This window comes from Nocardioides limicola (assembly GCF_016827675.1).
In the GTDB taxonomy this organism is placed as follows: domain Bacteria; phylum Actinomycetota; class Actinomycetes; order Propionibacteriales; family Nocardioidaceae; genus Nocardioides; species Nocardioides limicola.
The window spans coordinates 518,509-536,094 of sequence record NZ_JAERJA010000001.1; the positions used below are offsets into that span (position 1 = coordinate 518,509).

The window sequence follows — 17,586 nt, forward strand, 5'->3', positions numbered from 1 at the left end:
TGCGGTCAGCGGACCGAGGCCCGCTCCGGCTGGGGGCAACCGCATTCGAGAGCGATCTCGGCGAAGTGGGGTGCCAATGAGGTCCCGCGCATGATCGAGGACCCCGGCGTCGCATGCCCGTAGCTCTCGCCGAGGGCATCGACCGCCAGCACCACCGCCGCTGCCGTGTAGGTGGTGTGTTCGTAGGGCCAGTAGACGTCCACCGGCTCGTCGGCCGGCTTCGGGTGGGCCGGGTCGGCGTACACCCACCCGGTCCAGTAGGCGCCATCGGCCCCTCGGAGGTGCTGCATGTCCGCGACCAGGCGCCGGGCACCAGCCGGATCCCCGAGGGCGTCCAGGGTCATCGCCAGCTCGCAGGTCTCCGCCCCGGTGACCCACGGGTTGGTGTCGACGCAGAGGATGCCGAGCCCGGGGCGCACGAAGTCGTCCCAGCGTGACTCCAGCAGCATCCGGGCGTCATCGCCGCGGACCGCGCCGCCGAGCACCGGGTAGTACCAGTCCATCGAGTAGGTCGACTTGTCGGCGAAGAGGTCCCGGTGCTCGCGGATGGCATGGCCGAGTCGACCCCCGGCAAGTTCCCATTCGGGTTGCGGGTCGTCGAGCAGGTCCGCCAGCGCGACGCCGGCACGGAGGGAGTGGTAGATGCTGGAGTTGCCGGTGAGCAGGCAGAAGTCGTCGACCGGGGTCCAGTTGATGCCTCCGAAGGCCTGCTGCAGGCTCACCACCCAGTCGAGTCCGGCCCGGACCGAGGGCCACAGCTCCTGCACGAACCGGATGTCGCGCCGCACCAGCCAGTGGTGCCACAGGCCGACCGCGAAGTAGGCCGACATGTTGACCTCGCCGCGGGCGTCCTCGACGGTGTTGTCGACGATCTTCATCGGCCACGAGCCATCCGGACGCTGCATCGTCGGGATCCATCGGTACGCCCGCTCCGCGGCCTGGACCTGCCCGCCGACCAGCATCGCCATCGCTGCCTCGACGTGGTTCCAGATGTCCACGTGCTCGCCGACGGTCCACGGCACCGCCCCGCACGGCTCCTGCATCGAGGCGATCGAGGCTGCCGTCTCGGCGACCTGTTCCGCGCTCAACAGCCCGTCGACGTAGGGAAGCCTGGCCAGCGACACCTCGGGCTCAGCCGTCACTGGTCCCGGGCTCCGGCTTGACGAAGTAGAGAACCATGCTCTTGCCGATCAGCGGGTCCAGGACCTTGCCGGCCAGGCGCAGCGCTCGCGGCTGCTTCATGATCTCCCAGACCAGCAGCTTGTGGTAGGCCTTCGCGAGCGGGTGGTCGTCGTTGGTGACGCCGACCGCGCACTTGATCCACCAGTACGGCGCGTGCAGGCCGTGCGCGTAGTCCTTGCCGACGAACTCCATGCCGGCCTTGGTCACCTTGTCGATGAGCTCGGCGTCGGTGTAGATCCGGATGTGTCCACCGGGGGTGTTGTGATAGTCCGCCGAGAGCTTCCAGTTGATGATCTCGGGCAGCCACCGTGGCACCGAGACGGCGAGGGTGCCTCCCGGACGCAGCACCCGGACCAACTCATCGATGGCCTGGATGTCGGCCGGCACGTGCTCGAGGATCTCGGCCGCCACGATCCGGTCGAACTCGTCCGCCGCGAACGGCAGCGCCAGCGCATCGCCCTCCTTGATGTCGGCCTCGGCGCCCTCGGGGACCTCGCCTGCCTCGCGCATCGCCACGAACAGGTCGCGCACGTTCGACAGTTCGTCGGCGTCCTGGTCGAAGGCGATGACGTCGGCACCGCGCCGGTACATCTCGAAGGCGTGCCGTCCGGCTCCGCACCCCATGTCCAGGACCCGCTCGCCCGGGCGCAGCCCGAGCCGGTCGAAGTCAACGGTCAGCATTGATTACCTCCTGATACGCGGCCGCGGTGGTCTCAGCGACCGCGCGCCAACTGAACCTCTCCAACGCCCGCGCCCGTCCCGCAGCGCCCATCCGGGCGGCGCGCTCGGGGTCGTCGAGCATCGCTTCGATCGCCTGAGCCAGCTCGCCCACGTCGCCGGGGGTGACCAGGTCGGCGCATTCACCGTCCGGCCCGACCACTTCGGGGATGGCGCCGGCCCGGGAGACGACCAGGGGCGTGGCGCACGCCATCAGCTCGGCGGTGGGCAGCGAGAACCCCTCGTAGAGGGAGGGCACGCAGGCCACGGCCGCCGAGCCCATCACCGCGACCAGTTCGGCGTCGCTGATGCCGTTCACGAACTCCACGTGCTCGGCGATGCCCAGCCGCTCCACGAGCCTCTCGGTGCGGCCGCCGGGCTTGGGCTTGGTGACCAGCACCAGGGACACGTCCCGCTCGGTGCGCAGTTTCGCGAAGGCCTCCAGCAGCGTCGCGATCCCCTTCATCGGGGCGTCCGCACTCGCCATCGCCACGATCCGGCCGGGCACCCTGGGCGCTGTCGGCGGCTGGAAGATCTCGTCCACACCGAGCGGAATCACCTGGATCCGCTCCGGCCGGACGCCGAAGTCGGTGGCGATGTCGCGAGCGCTGGACTCGGAGACGGTGAGGATGTGCCGGGCAGCCCGGGCGACCTTGCCCTGCATCCGCAGGAAGCCGTACCAACGCCGGGTCGAGATCCGCTTCCGGATCCCCCGCGCAGCCATCAGGTCGATGCGCCGGTCGAAGGTGATCGGGTGGTGGATGCTGGTGATCACCGGCATCCCCATCTTCTCGATGTCGAGCATCCCGTAGCCGAGGACCTGGTTGTCGTGGACGATGTCGAAGTCGTCGAGCCGCTCCTTCAGCAGCCGCGCGGCGCGGGTGCTGAACGTCTTCGGCTCGGGGAACCCGGCCACGCACATGGTCAGGAACTCCTCCACGTCCACCAGGTCCCGGAACTCCGAGGGCCGCGGCACCCGGAACGGATCGGGATCGCGATAGAGGTCCAAGCTGGGAACCTCGGTGAGGCCGACGCCTTCGTCGAGGATCGGATAGGGCTGGCCGGAGAAGACCTCGACGTGGTGGCCCATGGCCACCAGCTCCCTGCTGAGGTGCCGGATGTAGACACCCTGGCCCCCACAGTGAGGCTTACTGCGATAGGACAGCAGTGCAATCCGCATGCCGGGCCCCTTTCTGGTCGTGTCGGCGACTCGCCTGCGCCCGGACACGCCGAGGGCGGACATGGTGGAACGTGTTTCTACCATGGCGTAGGCCTTGCTAGCCTACGTGTCAACAGCAAGGGAGCGCCAATGGACGAGAATCGCCCCGGGACGCCCTCCCTGACAGATACGAGGAGTTCACGGTGAGCAACGACGTCCTGGCCATCGACGAGGTCGGCTCCGCAGCGCAGCGTGAGCGCCGCCGCCGGATCCTCGACGCCACCGTCGAGTTGGCCTCGGCCGGCGGCTTCGACGCCGTCCAGATGCGCGAAGTCGCCGACCGTGCCGACGTGGCGCTGGGCACCCTCTACCGCTACTTCCCCTCCAAGATCCACCTGCTCGTCTCCGCCCTGGCCCTCGAGTTCGAGGCCAGCCGGAAGATCATCTCGGCCAAGCAGATCCCCGGCGACAGCCAGGCCGAGCGGGTGATGTACGTGCTCCGTCGGGCCACCCGAGGACTGCAGAAGGACCCGAACCTCACCGAGGCCCTCACCCGCGCGTTCATGTTCGCCGACGCCAGCGTCAAGGACGAGATCCACGTGGTCGGGATGCTGCTGACCGACATGCTCACCAAGGCGATGGGGCACCGCGAGGAGCCGACCGCCGAGGACGTGGCGGTGGCCCGAGTGATCGGTGATGTCTGGCTCGCCGCGCTGGTCGGCTGGGTGACCGGCCGCAGCAGCGTGGGCGACGTGATCGACCACATGGACATCGCCGTGCACCTGCTGCTGCGCGACGCAGCCTGACACCTCAGCCCCCGAAGGCGTGGGTGGCGGTGACGCCACCGTCGATCGCGAGCTCGGCACCGGTGACGTAGCGACTCTCGTCACTGGCCAGGAAGACATAGCCCGGAGCGATGTCATCGGGTACGCCGACGCGGCGCATCGGGATCTTCGTGGCTCCGAAGTCCATCGCGTCCTGGCCGCCGACGTCACGGGTCATGGGCGTGTCGATCATGCCGGGGTGCACCGAGTTGACCCGGATCCCATAGCGGCCCAGCTCATGCGAGGCGGCCTTCGTCATCCCTCGGATCGCCCACTTCGAGCCGCAGTAGGGCACCACCGACCCCATGCCGCCGAGGCCCTCGATCGAGGAGGCGTTGATGATCGAGCCGCTGCGCTGCTTCTTCATCGTCGGGACCACGGCGCGCATCCCGAGGAACACTCCCCACTGGTTCACCCGCCAGATCGCCTCGACGTCACTCAGCGGCGCCGTGTCGATGTTGCCGAAGCGCAGGATCCCGGCGTTGTTAGCCAGCACGTCGATCCGCTCCCACCGCGCCAGCAACCCCTCTGTCAGCGAGGTCCAGGAGCTCTCCTCGCCGACGTCGTGGGACACGAAGTAGGCGGCCTCACCGAGGTCGTCGGCCAGCGTCTTGCCGGCATCCTCGGCGATGTCCGCGATCACTACCCGAGCGCCTTCGGCGACGAAGGCGCGAACGATCGCCTCGCCCTGCCCCTGCGCACCGCCGGTGACGATCGCCACCTTGCCGTCGAGTCTTGCCATCGTGTTCGTGTCTCCTCATAGAAGTTCATCGCCGGGCTCTCCCGGCGGAGCGTGAGGGCTGGGTCTAGACGGTGAGCTGCATGACCGCATCGGCAGCGAAGCCGACCGCAGGGTCACGAGTGTCGAAGTAGCCACCGAGCTGGGCAGCGAGATCGGCACCGTCCCAGAGGTCACCCTTGGCATCGAAGCGCTGAGCCACTTCGGGGGCTGCCAGGACGGCGACCATGCCGCCGTACACCACGAAGACCTGCCCGGTGATCCGGGCCGCTGCCGGTGAGGCGAGATAGGCGACCAGCGGCGCCACGTGCTCGGCCGAGTACGGGTCCACCGTCTTCCCGGAGGTGTCCTCGCCGAAGACCTCGGCGGTCATCGCGGTGCGGGCGCGGGGACAGATCGCGTTGGCGCGCACTCCCATCCGAGCCAGGCCGCGGGCACTGGACAGCGTCAACGCGGTGATCCCGGCCTTCGCGGCGGCGTAGTTGGCCTGCCCCGGCGAGCCGCCCAGGAAGGCCTCACTGGCGGTGTTCACGATGCTGGCGTCCACCGGCTGTCCGGTCTCCTTGAACCGGCCACGCCAGTACGCCGCAGCATTGCGGGAGAGCAGGAAGTGACCGCGCAGGTGCACCCGGATCACCTGGTCCCAGGACTCGTCGTCGAGGTTGAAGATCATCCGGTCGCGGGTGAAGCCCGCGTTGTTGACCACGATGTCGAGTCCCCCGAACTCCTCCACCGCTGCCGCGACCATCGCATCCGCGGTGCTGCGCTCGCCCACGTCCCCGGCCACCACCGTGACCTCGTGGCCCCGGGACCGCAGTTCCTCGGCCGCCTCGTCGGCACCGCCGGGGAGGTCGTTGAGCACCACCCGGGCACCGGCTGCGGCCAATGCGGTCGCCTCGGCGCGGCCCAGGCCCGCGCCGGCACCCGTGACGACGGCCACCTTGCCGTCAAGTGATCCCGACATCATTCCTCCAGGCTGATGGCCGCGCGCGGGCACGCCGCGACGGCACGTCGTACGTTGTCCAGTTCCTCGGGTGAGACCTGCTCGTCGAGGATCTGGAGGTAATCGTCATCGTCGAGCTGGAAGTGTGCCGGCGCCATCGCCTCACACAATGCGTTCGACTCACAGGCGTCGAAGTCGACCTTGATCTTCATGAGTAGCCCTTTCCGGTGAGTTTTCCGTGGTCCCAGGTGGCGACCTTCTCGGGCTCGACCACCACCACCACGCGCTTGGTGGCCTGTCGTTCGACCTCGTCGCGGCCAAGCTCTCCCAGCTCCGCGAACGAGGACACTCCGGTCATCCGGACGGCTACCGCCGCACCGATCCGGAACTTCTCCTGATGGTCCTCGACCAGCCGCCCACGGCCAGTGATGGAGACACCCCGCAGTTCGGAGTACTCGGTGCCGTCCTCGACCAGCACCGAGATCCGCGGATCGCGCCGCAGGTTGCGGATCTTCTGCGAGGAGCCGTAGGTCCAGAACGCGATCCGGCCGTCGTCGACGACGTAGAAGAGGGTGGTCAGGTGCGGGCTGCCGTCGGCGCCCACGGTGGCGACCTGGACCTTGATCTGGTCCTGGAGGAACTCGGTCACCTCGACGTCGGTCATCGCGACCGCTGCACGCTTGCTCATCTCAGGAGTCCTCGCTGGAGTGGCCGGGGAAGACGTGCGCGGTGGGGTCGATCACGACGGCGGCGTTGTTCACGGCGGTCGCGGCCTCCCCGAAGCCGACGGCGATCAGCCGCACCTTGCCCGGGTGCTCGGTCACGTCACCGGCGGCGAAGACCCGGGGCAGGTTGGTGCGCATCGACGGATCGGTGACGATGTGTCGCTTGTCCAGGGTCAGCCCCCAGTCCTTCAGTGCGGACAGGTCGGCCACGAACCCGAGCGCGGCGATCACCGCCTGTGCCTTGAGCACCCGCTCCTCGCCGGCCACCTCGAGGGTGACCCGCTCGATCCGGTCACCACCCTCGATCGCGGTGACCTGAGCGGGGGTGATGATCTCGACCGAGGAGTCGCGCACGGCATCGACGGTGCGCTGATGTGCCCGGAAGGCATCCCGTCGGTGCACCAGCGCGACCGAGCGAGCGATCGGCTCCAGGCTCAAGGCCCAGTCGAAGGCGCTGTCACCGCCGCCGACGATGACCACGTCGGCGTCGGCGTAGGGCGTGAAATCGGGGACGAAGAACTCCAGTCCGCGGCCCGACCAGCCCTCGCCGGCGGGGAGCGGCCGGGGAGTGAAGCGCCCGATCCCGGCGGTGATGATCACTGCCCCGGCATCCACCCAGGTCCCGTCGTCCAGGCCGATCCGCACCCCGGCGGCACGCTCCTGGTACCGCTCAGCGGTGCGTCCGAGCAGGTACGTCGGGTGGGCGGTGGCGGCCTGCTCGACCAGGCCTGCGACCAGGTCGCGGCCCTTGATCGTCGGGAAGCCGGCCACGTCGAGGATCTGCTTCTCGGGGTACATCGCGGTGATCTGGCCGCCCAACTCGGGCAGGGAATCGACCACGGCGACCCGAAGCCCCCGGAAGCCGGCGTAGTAGGCGGCGAAGAGGCCGGTGGGACCGGCGCCGATGATGAGGATGTCGGTCTCGACGGACATGGGTTCGATGCTCATGGCGTCGATCCTCTCCTGTCGGTGACCACAATCACACCCTAGTGGAACGTGTTCTAGTTTTTCAAGTTCTGTCGGCCCCCGCCTCCAACATCTGCCGCAACTCCTTCTTCAGATCCGAGATCTCGTCGCGAAGGCGGGCGGCCAACTCGAACTGGAGCTCCGCTGCGGCCGCATGCATCTGCGCCGTCAGGTCCTGGACCAGTTCGGCCAGGTCCGTGGTCGGCATCCCGGCGACCGTGGCCCGGCGCCGCGCAGCGGTCTCCTGGTGCCCGGCGCCCTTCCAGGTCTCCAGCAGCGCCTCGGTGGTCTCGTCCTCCCGGGCCAGCATGTCGGTGATGTCGGCGATCTTCTTGCGCAGCGGCTGCGGATCCACCCCGTGGGCCTGGTTCCAGGCCACCTGCTTGGCGCGCCGTCTGTTCGTCTCGTCGATCGCCGCCTCCATCGACGCGGTGACCTTGTCGGCGTACATCAACACCTGCCCGGAGACGTTCCGGGCCGCCCGGCCGATGGTCTGGATCAACGACTTCGCCGACCGCAGGAAGCCCTCCTTGTCCGCATCGAGGATCGCCACCAGGGAGACCTCGGGGAGGTCCAGCCCCTCCCGGAGCAGGTTGATCCCGACCAGTACGTCGTAGCTGCCCAGCCGCAGGTCGCGCAGGAGTTCGATCCGTTTGAGGGTGTCCACCTCCGAGTGCAGGTACCGGGTCCTGATGCCCGCGTCCAGCAGGTAGTCGGTGAGGTCCTCCGACATCCGCTTGGTGAGGGTGGTGACCAGGACCCGCTCGGACCGGTCGGTCCGGGTCCGGATCTCGTCTATCAGGTCGTCGATCTGGCCCTTGGTCGGCCGCACCACCACCTCGGGGTCGACCAGGCCGGTCGGGCGGATGATCTGTTCGACCACGTCACCGCCCACCAGCTCCAACTCGTAGTCACCCGGCGTGGCGGAGAGGTAGATGGTCTGGCCGATCCGCTCCAGGAACTCCTCCCAGCGCAGCGGTCGGTTGTCCATGGCGCTCGGCAGCCGGAAGCCGTGATCGACGAGGTTCCGCTTCCGGGACATGTCGCCCTCGTACATGCCGCCCACCTGGGGCACCGCGACATGGGACTCGTCCACCACCAGCACGAAGTCCTCGGGGAAGTAGTCCAGCAAACAGTTCGGAGCACTGCCTCGTGCCCGACCGTCGATGTGCATCGAGTAGTTCTCGATCCCCGAGCAGCTGCCGACCTGGCGCATCATCTCGATGTCGTAGCTGGTCCGCATCCGCAACCGCTGGGCCTCGAGCAGCTTGCCCTGACGTTCGAAGAGCGCCAACTGGTCAACGAGCTCGGCCTCGATGCCGGTGATCGCCCGCTCCATCCGCTCATGGCCGGCGACGTAGTGGGTGGCCGGGAAGATGTAGAGCTCGGAGTCCTCGGTCACCACCTCACCGGTGACCGGGTGCAGTGTGGTCAACCGTTCCACCTCGTCGCCGAAGAACTCCACCCGGACGGCGAGCTCCTCATAGACCGGGAAGACCTCCAGCGTGTCGCCACGCACCCGGAAGGTGCCGCGGGTGAAGGCGATGTCGTTGCGGGCGTACTGGATCTCCACCAGCCGCCGCAGCAACTGGTCCCGGTCGTGCTCCTCCCCCACCCGGATCCGAATCATCCGATCCACGTACTCCTGAGGGGTGCCGAGCCCGTAGATCGCCGACACGGTGGCCACCACGATCACGTCCCGACGGGTGAGCAGCGAGTTGGTGGCCGAGTGCCGGAGCCGCTCCACCTCCTCGTTGATCGAGGAGTCCTTCTCGATATAGGTGTCCGTCTGCGGGACGTACGCCTCGGGCTGGTAGTAGTCGTAGTAGGAGACGAAGTACTCGATCGCGTTGTCGGGGAAGAGTTGCCTCAGCTCGTTCGCGAACTGGGCGGCCAGAGTCTTGTTCGGCTGCATCACCAGCATCGGTCGCTGCACCTGCTCGGCGACCCAGGCCACCGTGGCCGTCTTGCCGGTGCCGGTGGCCCCCAACAGCACCACGTCCTTGGTCCCGGCCGAGAGCCGGGCACTGATCTCGGCGATGGCGCCGGGTTGGTCGCCGGCCGGCTGGTAGTCCGAGACCACCCGGAACGGAGCGACACGACGTTCAAGGTCGGTGACGGGCCTCATGCGCTCAGACTACGACCCGACCGGGCATGCCCTAGGTTTGACCCGTGAGCATCATCCGACCTCGCAGCGTGCGCACCCTCCGCTTCCTGCGTCGCCTGCTGATCGCCCTCCTCGGCAGTCAGCTCGCCCTGGCGATCGGACTCACCCTGGTGGACTCCTACCGGCGCCGGGGCAAGAAGCCACGGCCGTTCCCGGTCACTCCACCGAGCCCGGTCCAGGTCGGCGACGGCACCGTGACGACGTACACCTTCGGGCAGGACCTGTACGACGACATGCTCGAGGCGATCGAGAACGCCGAGTACCAGGTGCTGCTGGAGACCTATATCTGGAAGGCGGACGAGGTCGGGTTCCTGTTCAAGGACGCACTCGCCCGGGCCGCGGACCGGGGCGTGGAGGTGCACGTCATCTATGACGCGTTCGCGAACCTGGTGGTGCCGCCGTCGTTCAAGCGGTTCCCGTCGAACGTCAAGGTGCTGCGCTACCCCGTGTACAACGCGGGCTGGAAGTTCTTCGACCTGCGTCACTACGGCCGTGACCATCGCAAGATCCTGGTCGTCGACGACAAGGTCGGCTTCGTCGGCGGCTACAACATCGGCACCGCCTACGCCACCGAATGGCGCGACACCCACGTCCGGATCACCGGCTCGGGCGTCTGGGACCTCAAGCGCACCTTCGCGGATTTCTGGAACCTCCACCGGCGCCGCGTCTTCCGACGCTCCGAGCGGCCGCTGCTGCTGGAGACGGCCTCCACCTGGGACTCCCAGATCCGCTTCCACCGCAACGTGCCACGACTGTGGATGTTCCCGATCCGGTCGATGTACCTCGAGGCGATCCACCGCGCGTCACGCCGGATCTGGATGACGCACGCCTACTTCATCCCCGACCAGGACTTCGTGGACGCGCTCAAGGAGGCCGCCCAGCGCGGCGTCGACGTGCGGCTGCTGATGCCGCACAAGTCGAACCACATCGTCGCTGACTGGATCTCGCGCGGCTACTTCTCGCAACTTCTGGAGGCCGGCGTCCGGATCCTCCGCTATCGAGACTCGATGATGCACGCCAAGACCGCGACGATCGACGGCAACTGGTCGACGGTGGGCACCGCCAACGTGGACCGGCTGAGCCTGCAGGGCAACTACGAGATCAACGTCGAGATCATCGACACCGGGATGGCCGAGGCGATGGAGGAGATCTTCCGGGTCGACCAGTCGAACTGCCTGGAGCTGCGGATCGACGAGTGGGAGGCGCGGGCCGGCCACCGCAAGTTCACCGAGTTCGTGCTGGCCCCGCTCCGTCCCCTGTTGTAGCGGCTCAGTTGGTCAGCACGTTGTTGACCTGGACCTGATCCACCAACCAGACGCCGTCGACCTTCTTCATGTGCATCGTCACTCGGGGCTGGTCCACCCGGGGAGTCTCCTCGTCACGACTGAGGATCTCCTGGTCAACGTGCAGCAGCACCCGGACGTGGTCCGCGTCCTCATAGGCCGCGGCCGAGTCGATCACCTCACCGGTGGCGCGGGCCTGGATCGTCTTGATGTAGTCGATCGCATTGTCGGCGGTGCCTTCGAAGTAGTCGCGGAACTTGACGGTGCCGGCGTCCTCGACCCAGGTGAAGTCCTCCTCGACCGTCCGGTGGTCGTAGGTGGTCATCGCCAGCACGGCCGCGATCGCAGCCTCCTCGGCTTCGGCCGTGGCCGTCTCGGCGGCCCTCAGTGGGGCGTAGTCGCGCCACGTCAGCGCCAGCGCGACCGCCAAGGCCACCACCAGCGCGAGCAGCACGATCACCAACCAGGGGCGCGCACGCGTCGTCTCGGGTGTCTTCGGTTCCTCCACCACGTCAGTATCCACGGTCACCGGACCGGGCCGGGCGCGTGGGCGGCGCCGCGCTGCAGGGTCGTGAATGAGGCCGCACAGCTCTCGTTCAGGACCAGGTCGCGACGCGTGGTGTTCCGGGGGTTGCGCCGGGTGGTGTCATAGCGACACCGCTCGGAGCGCTGCGCCAGGATGTCGACGTGCAGGTGTCCGTCGCGCAGCACATGGGTGACGGTGTCGATGCCCCCCGCGTAGGTCTGCAAGAGTCGACGCAGATGCGGGTCGTGGGCGACCAGCATGTCGGTCAGGCTGACGCCGGTGTCCAGGAACTCGGGGAACACCTCGCCCGCCTCGGCCACCAACTGCTCCCACTCCTTCATCTGCGACGGCCCTTCGGCCAGGGTCCGACGCAGCTCGGGGTCGTACTCGCGCAGGAACCGGGCGAACTGCTTGGCCGAAGCGCCGAACTGGGCCAACTGAGGAGCGAGGTCGACGGGCACGTCGAGCACCCGGTCACTGGTGACCAGCAGGCTCTCCGCAGTCGGCCAGATCGCGTCGATCTCGTCCATCAGGGCCTTGGAGTTGTCGAGCAGGCTGCGGATGTCGGTGCTGGTGCCGGCGAGAGCGGTGCTCAGCTCGCCCAGGACCGCACTCAGCTTGTCGTCGTCGATCTGGGCCAGCACATCGCTGACCGAGACCACCATGGTGCCGAGGCTGGTGGGGATATCGGTGGCCGTCGCCGGGATCACGTCACCGTCCTCCAGCACCGGGCCACCGGTGCTCCGCGGCTGGAAGTCGACGTACTGCTCACCGACCGGTGACAGGCTGCGCACCCGGGCCACCGAGTCCGAGGGAATGTCGATGCCCGAGGTCAGCGAGACGATCGCCTCGATGCCCTCGGGTCTCATGTTGACCGCTGTCACCTTGCCGACCTTCACACCGCGGTAGGTGGCGGCCGAGCCGGTGTAGAGACCTCCCGAGCTGCTCAGCTCGACGGTGATCTGTTTGGGCCGGCTCAGCAGCGGCTGGTTGAGCACTCCGCTGAAGAGGTACGCCAACGCGACCAGGAAGGTGGCCACGATGCCGACCGCGCTCAGGTAGAGCTTGTCCTTGAGGAAGTTGGGCATCTCAGTTCCCTCCCAGCAATCCGCCGATGGTGCCCAGCAGCCCGGAGTCGCCGGTGATGGTGTCGATGACGCCGCCGAGTCCGAGATCGGGCAGGGCGAGCTCCGGCGGCAGTTGCGGGTCGTTCAGGATCGGTGGCAGGTTCGGCAGCGGCACCGGGACGGGACCCAGATTGAGCGAGTCGAGTGCCAGCTTCAGTCGCAGGTTCAGGTAGTCGCCGGGGAAGACGTCGTCGAGCACCACTGCGGCTCGGGTGATCTGGTCCAACGACGGACCGAAGGCGTCTCGGTTCGCCGCGAACTCACCCAGCACCGGCTCCACCTCGTGGATGATGGTGAGCAACTGCTCCCGGGTCAGCCGCACGGTCTGATTGGCGGTGTCGGAGAAGTTCTCGACCTCGGTGAGCAACTCCACCAGGTTCGAGGTGTTGTTGCGGAGCACACGCGAGGCCGGTCGCACGTCGCGGATGGCCTGGTTGATGGTGGCTTCCCGGGCGTTCAGCGTCTGCGAGACCGACGACAGCGACCGCATCATCCGGTCCAGGTCCGCCGTGGTCGCATTGGCCTGGCCGAGGAACTCGTCGGTGCGCCGGAACACCCGCCTGACCGTCTCCTCACGCCCACCGAAGGCGGCGTTGAGCTCGTCGGCCACAGTCTGCAACTGGGCCAGGCCGCCGCCGTTGATCAGCAGTGACGCCGACGCCAGGGTGTCCTCGACCGAGGGAGCGGTGTCGGTCCGGGCCAGCGGGATCAGGTCGCCGTCATCCAACGCCACCCCGTTCGAGGGGTTGGTGATGTCGACGAAGAGCTCACCCAGCGGGGTCGTGTAGCGCAGTCGGGCAGTGGCCCCGTCGCGGACCTCCACCGAGCTGAGCACGTCCATCGACGCCTGGGCACGGAAGTCCGAGACGGTCACTTCGCCGACCTTGCCGCTGTCGACACCGTTGACCTTCACCGGTGCCCCGACGGCCAGGTTCAGTGCGTCGTCGAAGTCGGCCAGCAGCGTCACGGTGTCCCCCGCTACCGAACTGCCGGGCAGTGGCAGGTCGGCCAGAGTGGTCCCGCAGGCGGACAGCCCCAGCGTCAGGGCCACGGCGGGCAGCGCCGTTCGCAGCGTCCTCAAGCGCATCACAGCAGGCCTCCCAGGAGCTGTTCGAGCAGCGGCGGCGTCAACGAGAGGTTGTCGCACAGGTCAAGCGGCAGGACCGCACAGATCTGGTCCAGCTCAGCGGCCAAGGGCGTGATCAGCGTCGGGTTGAGACGCACCACGAGTCGGTCGTTGCTGACCGCCCGGGGAATGTTCTCGAACGCCAGCGGCAACACCTGGAGCACTTCGGTGAACTCATCCTGCCGAGCGAGAACGATCTCCATCACATCGCTCGATCTGTTGACCGCGGTGATCACCTCGTCGCGGTTGTCGACCGCGAACTCGGCCACCACGGTGACGGCCTCGTCCAGGGCGGTGAGGGCGGCGCGGAAGTTCTCCCGCTCGTCGGCGAGCAGTTTGGTCGCCGCGGAGACCTGAGAGATGAACTCGCGGGTCTCCGTCTCGTGCTCGGCCAGGGTGCCGACCAGGCGGTCCATCGCCGTGATCGACGAGGAGATCTGCTCACGCTGCGACGCGACCCCGTTGATGGCCTGACTGAGCGAGGTGATGCTGCGGTTGATCAACGCACCCTTGCCACTGAACGTCCGCGCGCCGACGTCGATGAAGTTCTGTACGGCGTTGATCCCGTCAGCCGATCCGGAGATGCCCTGCGCCAGCTCGTTGATGGCCGCCAGCACATCGTCGAAGTCGACCGGGCTGGCCGTACGCTCGAGCGGGATCTCGCCGTTCTCGGGGAAGGTGTCCCCGCCCCGATACACCGGGGTCAGCTCGAGGTAGCGATCGGTCGCCACCGACCGGGCCACCACCACGGCCTGCAGGTCGGCCGGCAGTGTGCGGTCACCGGAGACGCGCATCTCCACCCGGACGTGCTCACCGACCGGTTCGATGTGGGTGATCTTGCCGACCGGGACACCGAGGATGCCGACCTCGTTGCCCACGAAGAGTCCGGCGGAGTCGGACAGCAGAGCGGTGATCCTCTGGTCTCCCCCGATCAGGGAGCAGCCACTGATCGTGACCGTCACCGCGGCCGCGAGCAGCGCGGCCAGCACACGTCGCGCGTTCATGAGCAGTCCCCCAGTCGGCACTTGGCATCGTCGGCCGGCAGCAGCGGATCGTTGGCCCACAGGTCCAGCCACGGGCCGTTGCCGGTGGCGTTGGCGACGTAGCGGGCCGCGGGGGCCATCAGCTCGAAGAGATCCTTCAACTTGGTCTCCTGCGCTTTGAGCATCCCCAGCGTCCGGTTCAGGTTGCGCAGTGCCGGCCGCAGGTCGTCACGGGTCGATTCGACGATGGCGGTGAGGCTCTCGGACAGCCGGGTGGTCTCCACCAGCAACTGGTGGATCGCCTGGCGTCGGGCGGTGATCTCGGCCATCACCAGGTTGGTGTGCCGCATCAGCACTGCGATGTCGCCGGTGGAGGACTCGAGCTGGTCGGAGACCTGCTCGACCGACGCCAGCAGCTCACCGATCTGGCCGCTCCGGGTGGCCACGACCACCGAAAGGCGGTTGATGCCCCGCAACGCCGGCTCGAGGTTCGCGTCCGCGGCCTCCAGGGTGGAGGACATCTGGTCGATGGCTCTGGCCAGGAGTTCGGCATCGAGCTCCTCGAGAGCCTTGGCGCCCTCGTCGATCACATCCTGCAGGTTGTACGGGACGGACGTGCGTTCCAGCGGGATGGTCTCCAGTGATCCGGAGCCGGCGGGGCTCACCTCGAGGTAGTGGGTGCCCAGCAGTGTGGCCACCTTCACCGCGCCCCGGGTCTGGTCGCCCAGCTCGATCTTGCGGTTCACCACGAAGCTGACCCGCACGTCAGTGTCGGCGAGCTCGATCCCGGTCACTTTGCCGACCGGCACGCCGGACACCTGGACGTCCTCCCCCACGCGGAGTCCGGCCGTGTGCTCGAGCACCGCGCTGTAGCTCTTGGTGCCCACGTTGACCACACTGGCCAGCACGATGAGGGCACCCACCAGAAGGCCGACACCGAGGGTGACCAGACCCAGTTTGTGCGGGTCACGGGTAGCGAAAGGCTTCACTTGCACACCTCCGAGAACGGGCCGCTGTTGCTGCCACCAAGGTTGAGTGTCTGTCCGGCGGCGGAGACGATCGCCGAGCACACATAGACGTTGAGCGCGTTCTCGTAGCTGGTCGCTCTGCCCAGTGCTCCGAAGACCTGGGCGAAGGAGTCCAGAGACGTGGTCATCTCGTCGCGACTGTCGGCGAGCATCTTGGCGACGGTGCGGAACCTGCGGACGGCCTGGGCGGAGGGCTCACGGGCTTCGGTGAGCAGATCGGAGGTGGAGACGATCAGTTGGCTGACCCCGTCGATCGAGGTGCCGATGGTCTCCCGCTCCGCCGCCAGGCCCTCCATCAAGGCGGTGAGCTCGGCCACGCTCGCGTCGATCTCGGGACCCTGGGCGGTGATGTTGTCCAACACCGGCGTCAGGTTGACGATGACCTCTTCGATCAGGGCATCCCGATCGGCGACGTAGTTGGTCAGCTGCGCGGTCTGGCCGAGCAGGCTGTCCACCGTGCCGCCCTCGCCCTGGAGCACCGCGATCAGCGTGGTGGCGAGCTCGTTGACGTCCGCCGGGTTGAGCACCTCGAAGAGGGGCCGGAACCCGTTCAGGAGCTCGGTGAGATCGAAGCCAGGGTCGGTGCGGTTGTGGCCGATGGTGCTGCCGGGCTCCAACTGGTCTCCCCGTCGGTTCGGTTGCACCAGCGCCAGGTATCGCTGGCCGACCAGGTTCTGGTAGCGCATCACGACCCGGGTGTTCGCCAAGAGCGGCTGTTCGTCACGGACCTCGATGCCGACCCGGGCACCCTCGCCCGGAGCCACATCGATGCTGGTCACCCGGCCCACCCGGACGCCGGCGGCCCGGATGTCGTCGCCGACCCGGAGCCCGCTGACATCGTGGAACATCGCCTGATAGTCCTCGGTCTTGCCCGGGACCGGGTTCAGCATGGTGTTCAACAGGATCACCACCAGGATGATCGAGAGCGTCGCGAAGAGGGCGAACTTGACGATGATCTGCTTCAGACCGGCGATCACTGGACGTCACCTTCCTGGGCCTCGTCGGCCTCGGCCACCATCCCGGCCAGGCTGGCCCGATTGGCACTGCCACCGCCATAGCTGGGCCGCTGCGCACGGGTGTAGTAGGGCGGAATCTGGCCGGTCCCGGTCCGCAACGTGGCGTCCACATCAACGAATCCGTGCTTGTGCGCCGCCTCAGCCACCGGCCCGATCCGGCGGTTCGCCCGGATCGACCCGGTGATACCGACGCGGCGGTTCTCATAGACCGCGTTCAGGACCGTGGCGGTGTTGTTGATGAAGCCGACCAGACGGGTCTGGTTCTCGTCCAGGAACTCGTCCGCAGTGGTCACCAGGCTGGTGCCGCCCAGGATGAGGGCGGTGATCTGGGCCTCGTTCGTCGCGATCGTGTCCAGCGTCACCAGTCCATCCTCGGTGGCATCGAGGAGGTCCGGGGCCACTCGGGCCACCACCTCCATGGCGGTGGCCAGCTTGCGGACGTCGGAGCGGACCAGATCCATCCGCGGGTTGATCCGACCCAGCAGCGCGTCGAGCTGGTCGAACATCTCTCCTACCTGGGCTCCTCGGCCCTCCAGGGCCAGAGCGCTGGAGCCGATGGCACTGGCCAACTCGGCCGGGCCGAGGGCCTTGACCAGCCGGTCGATGTCGTCCAGCGCCTGCTGCAGCTCCAGCGTCTCCTGGGTGCTGTCGGCGGCGATCCGGTCACCGGCCACCAGCGACGTCGGGGACGCGGCCCCGTGGGTGATCAGCTCCACGAAGGTGGTGCCGAAGGCGGTCGCGGGCAGGATGCGGGCCACCACGTTGTCGGGGACCTGCTCCAGCTGATCGGGCTTGACGGCCAGATCGACCTGGACACCCTCCACGTCGCCGTGGCTGATCCCCGAAACGCGCCCGATGATCACCCCGCGCACCTTGACGTCGGAGCCGACCCGCAGCGCGCCGCCGGCGTTCTTGAGGTCGGCGGTGACCACCGGGTCTCCGCCAACGATCCCGCTCCCGCTCAGGTAGGTGAAGCCGAGCAGCAGCCCGAACACCCCGAGCAGTGCGGCGCCACGCTTGGCGAGGTCGTTCCGGGTGAGTTCCCGGCGTACCGAGTTCTTGGCCATCTGTCCCA

18 protein-coding genes are annotated in these 17,586 nt (G+C 67.8%); 2 read left to right on the top strand and 16 right to left on the bottom strand.

Annotated features, from left to right (window positions below; genetic code table 11):
- Positions 1-5: 5 nt before the first annotated feature.
- The 3 genes from JKG67_RS02555 to JKG67_RS02565 are packed head-to-tail and all read right to left on the bottom strand — an operon-like array spanning position 6 to position 3,079.
- Positions 6-1,142, bottom strand: a complete 1,137-nt coding sequence (locus JKG67_RS02555; protein WP_307816392.1) for a prenyltransferase — start codon at positions 1,140-1,142, stop codon at positions 6-8.
- Complete coding sequence (locus JKG67_RS02560; RefSeq protein ID WP_203335668.1) at positions 1,132-1,863, bottom strand: class I SAM-dependent methyltransferase; 732 nt, start codon at positions 1,861-1,863, stop codon at positions 1,132-1,134. The genes JKG67_RS02555 and JKG67_RS02560 overlap by 11 nt, the downstream gene beginning before the upstream one ends.
- On the bottom strand, positions 1,850-3,079 hold the full coding sequence (locus tag JKG67_RS02565; protein WP_203335669.1) for a glycosyltransferase family 4 protein: 1,230 nt from the start codon (positions 3,077-3,079) through the stop codon (positions 1,850-1,852). The genes JKG67_RS02560 and JKG67_RS02565 overlap by 14 nt, the downstream gene beginning before the upstream one ends.
- 182 nt (positions 3,080-3,261) lie before the next feature.
- Between JKG67_RS02565 and JKG67_RS02570 the strand changes: the two genes are divergently transcribed.
- Positions 3,262-3,864, top strand: a complete 603-nt coding sequence (locus JKG67_RS02570; protein ID WP_203335670.1) for a TetR family transcriptional regulator — start codon at positions 3,262-3,264, stop codon at positions 3,862-3,864.
- A 4-nt stretch (positions 3,865-3,868) separates the two neighbouring features.
- Here JKG67_RS02570 and JKG67_RS02575 read toward each other — a convergent pair whose 3' ends face one another.
- The 6 genes from JKG67_RS02575 to uvrB form a co-directional block, all read right to left on the bottom strand.
- Positions 3,869-4,624, bottom strand: coding sequence for a glucose 1-dehydrogenase (locus JKG67_RS02575; protein ID WP_203335671.1), 756 nt, complete (start codon positions 4,622-4,624; stop codon positions 3,869-3,871).
- A gap of 64 nt (positions 4,625-4,688) precedes the next feature.
- Positions 4,689-5,588 carry a 3-oxoacyl-ACP reductase gene (locus JKG67_RS02580; RefSeq protein ID WP_238997786.1) on the bottom strand — a complete coding sequence of 300 codons (900 nt, stop codon included), beginning with the start codon at positions 5,586-5,588 and terminating at the stop codon, positions 4,689-4,691.
- Entirely contained in the window at positions 5,585-5,776 is a 192-nt protein-coding gene (locus JKG67_RS02585) for a ferredoxin (protein ID WP_203335672.1), read from the bottom strand. Before JKG67_RS02585 ends, JKG67_RS02580 begins: the two co-directional genes overlap by 4 nt.
- Positions 5,773-6,252, bottom strand: coding sequence for a pyridoxamine 5'-phosphate oxidase family protein (locus JKG67_RS02590; RefSeq protein ID WP_203335673.1), 480 nt, complete (start codon positions 6,250-6,252; stop codon positions 5,773-5,775). Before JKG67_RS02590 ends, JKG67_RS02585 begins: the two co-directional genes overlap by 4 nt.
- Before the next feature lies 1 nt (position 6,253).
- Positions 6,254-7,237 (bottom strand): NAD(P)/FAD-dependent oxidoreductase, encoded by a 984-nt coding sequence (locus tag JKG67_RS02595; RefSeq protein WP_238997787.1) that lies wholly within the window; start codon positions 7,235-7,237, stop codon positions 6,254-6,256.
- Between the two features lie 61 nt (positions 7,238-7,298).
- Positions 7,299-9,383 carry an excinuclease ABC subunit UvrB gene (gene uvrB / locus JKG67_RS02600; RefSeq protein ID WP_203335674.1) on the bottom strand — a complete coding sequence of 695 codons (2,085 nt, stop codon included), beginning with the start codon at positions 9,381-9,383 and terminating at the stop codon, positions 7,299-7,301.
- Between the two features lie 44 nt (positions 9,384-9,427).
- Between uvrB and JKG67_RS02605 the strand changes: the two genes are divergently transcribed.
- Positions 9,428-10,687 carry a phospholipase D-like domain-containing protein gene (locus JKG67_RS02605; protein ID WP_307816394.1) on the top strand — a complete coding sequence of 420 codons (1,260 nt, stop codon included), beginning with the start codon at positions 9,428-9,430 and terminating at the stop codon, positions 10,685-10,687.
- 4 nt (positions 10,688-10,691) lie between these two features.
- On the opposite strand, the gene JKG67_RS02610 is transcribed toward JKG67_RS02605, so the two are convergent.
- From JKG67_RS02610 to JKG67_RS02640, 7 genes are read right to left on the bottom strand one after another with little or no spacing between them, the layout of a single operon-like run.
- On the bottom strand, positions 10,692-11,213 hold the full coding sequence (locus JKG67_RS02610) for a hypothetical protein (RefSeq protein ID WP_203335675.1): 522 nt from the start codon (positions 11,211-11,213) through the stop codon (positions 10,692-10,694).
- 17 nt (positions 11,214-11,230) lie between these two features.
- Complete coding sequence (locus tag JKG67_RS02615) at positions 11,231-12,319, bottom strand: MlaD family protein (RefSeq protein WP_203335676.1); 1,089 nt, start codon at positions 12,317-12,319, stop codon at positions 11,231-11,233.
- A gap of 1 nt (position 12,320) precedes the next feature.
- Complete coding sequence (locus JKG67_RS02620) at positions 12,321-13,445, bottom strand: MCE family protein (protein WP_203335677.1); 1,125 nt, start codon at positions 13,443-13,445, stop codon at positions 12,321-12,323.
- On the bottom strand, positions 13,445-14,488 hold the full coding sequence (locus JKG67_RS02625; RefSeq protein ID WP_203335678.1) for an MCE family protein: 1,044 nt from the start codon (positions 14,486-14,488) through the stop codon (positions 13,445-13,447). Before JKG67_RS02625 ends, JKG67_RS02620 begins: the two co-directional genes overlap by 1 nt.
- Positions 14,485-15,456 (bottom strand): MCE family protein, encoded by a 972-nt coding sequence (locus tag JKG67_RS02630; protein WP_203335679.1) that lies wholly within the window; start codon positions 15,454-15,456, stop codon positions 14,485-14,487. The genes JKG67_RS02625 and JKG67_RS02630 overlap by 4 nt, the downstream gene beginning before the upstream one ends.
- Entirely contained in the window at positions 15,453-16,472 is a 1,020-nt protein-coding gene (locus JKG67_RS02635) for an MCE family protein (RefSeq protein ID WP_203335680.1), read from the bottom strand. The genes JKG67_RS02630 and JKG67_RS02635 overlap by 4 nt, the downstream gene beginning before the upstream one ends.
- A complete protein-coding gene (locus tag JKG67_RS02640; RefSeq protein WP_203335681.1) occupies positions 16,469-17,578 on the bottom strand; it encodes an MCE family protein in 1,110 nt (369 codons plus the stop codon). Before JKG67_RS02640 ends, JKG67_RS02635 begins: the two co-directional genes overlap by 4 nt.
- Positions 17,579-17,586: the final 8 nt, after the last annotated feature.